This window comes from Paraburkholderia sp. SIMBA_054, from assembly GCF_046534875.1.
GTDB classification, from domain to species: Bacteria; Pseudomonadota; Gammaproteobacteria; order Burkholderiales; family Burkholderiaceae; genus Paraburkholderia; species Paraburkholderia hospita.
Window position 1 is genome coordinate 1 of sequence record NZ_JAWRXV010000154.1, and the last position, 1,839, is coordinate 1,839.

Genomic DNA, 1,839 nt, shown 5'->3' on the forward strand with positions numbered 1-1,839 from the left:
AAGGCTTGCGTTTCACACTACACCTCCTCGCGTCGATCGGAAACAACGTCGGGATGGCGACGTCGGCAGGATAGCTTGACGCCCATCGCCTTTCGGGGCGAGTCATTGCCCGGCGGGTCGTACAGGCACTCGTTCTTGTCGCTGTAGGCGTGACCGCGGATGAGTCCGCGACGGTTCCATATCTTCACGCTCGTCGGCGTGACGTGCAGCGCGTCGGCCATCTCCTGCAGCGTCAGGAGACCCGCTTCGCGCAACCGGTCATAGCGTGGCTTTAGACAGTAGTTGCGCTGCAGGCGTGCGACCATTTTTGCATTGAAGGGCCTGCCCGTGCCCGACGGGGCGCCACGTTCGTTCAGGATATTCGCGATCTGCAGGACAGTATGGTGATTGAGCAGTTCGTCAATCTCCTCGATCACCGTGGCGGGGGTGACCCATCGCTGCCACGATTTCAGCGGCAACGGCAGGCTGAGGGTCCGGTGAGCGCCGCCCTTGAAGCGGATCTGTGCGGTAACCTGCTGGTCCCGGTTCAGGGTGACGTCTTCCAGAAGCAGCCTGATCATGCGTTTGCGTTCCCGGTCAGGGGTGGCGGGGTCCCGCCATAGCCGGGGGAAGTTGGACGCCAGCGAGACGATGACGGCGCGCTGCTCGTCCGTCAGAATACGCGCGTCCTGTTCACGCCGACGCTGATATTCCTCGTTAGCCTCAGTCAGCGCTCGCAGCTTATGGTTCCAGTCAGCCTCAAGTGAGTCGGCGACCAGGCGGTTCTCCGGATCGCAGCGCATGTAGCGGCGCTGCGCCAGATCAGCTTCATACTGGGCGCGCTCCACCTGCTTGTGACGCAGACAGTCGGCTTCTTCGATGCGGGACTGGAGTTCGCGCTGAACCGCCAGACTTACCTCAATGGCAAGCGGGTTGAGCGCCTCGACGAGCAGCTCGCCAATGGCCTCGTCGATGGCAGCCCCGTGGATGCGCTGGCAGACTGGTTCGGCCTGCTCAATGCCTTCGCGCTGACAGATGTACTCGGGACACAGGCAGCCCTGGCGGCTGTGGTAACGAACCGTCATGCGGTTCCCGCATCGACCACAGACCACGACTCCCTGAAGAAGTGCTGGACCCTCACGCGGCGCGCCTCGGCGCCGGTCGGCTCCGATCGCCTGTGCGCTCTCATGCAAACGCTTCTGATTCTGCTCATACTCTTCCCAGGACAGATAACCGGCATGGGCGCCCGGAATCAGCGTATCCCACTGGTCCCGCGGGGCGCGAATCACACGCGTGCGTCCATCGACTGTCTTGCGTGTATGGGTGCGACCATAGACGAAAGCGCCTGCATACCTTGGGTTGTGCAGAATGCGCACTACCTGGCTGTGTCCGAGGCTGCCCCACAGCAATTCGCCCTTGTGCGGACCTTTGCAGCACCGTCGCGGAAACGCCAGCTCGAGATGATGCGCGGCGCGCGCGGTAGCCATCGCCGATCCCGTACCTCGGAAGGTGTCGAACAGCCACCTCAGGCAGTGCTGGACCTGCTGGTCCGGATCGAGAACGACCGCGCCCGCGGCGTTGTACTCGAAGCCGACGGGCAGGCGCATCTGCAGTTCACCGCGCCTCGCTTTGCTTAGGATTCCTCCTTGAAGGCGCGCCCGCAGCACGTGCAATTCGGCCTCACTCATGGTGCCCTTGAGCCCCAATAGCAGCCGGTCGTTGAAGTGAGCAGGATCGTATACGCCATCCTCGTCAAGTAACGTTATGCATAGCGTTACTTGACTAATGTCGAGCAATCCGTAATGTTGAGGAGATCCCACGATCGCTCGCGGAAAGGGGGGCCCGGATAGGCAGACTCCC

1 protein-coding gene is annotated in these 1,839 nt (G+C 62.3%); it reads right to left on the reverse strand.

What is annotated here, in order from left to right; genetic code table 11:
* Positions 1 to 17 precede the first annotated feature (17 nt).
* On the reverse strand, positions 18 to 1,839 hold a 1,822-nt coding region (locus SB822_RS54420; protein ID WP_410858763.1), incomplete at its 5' end, for a recombinase family protein.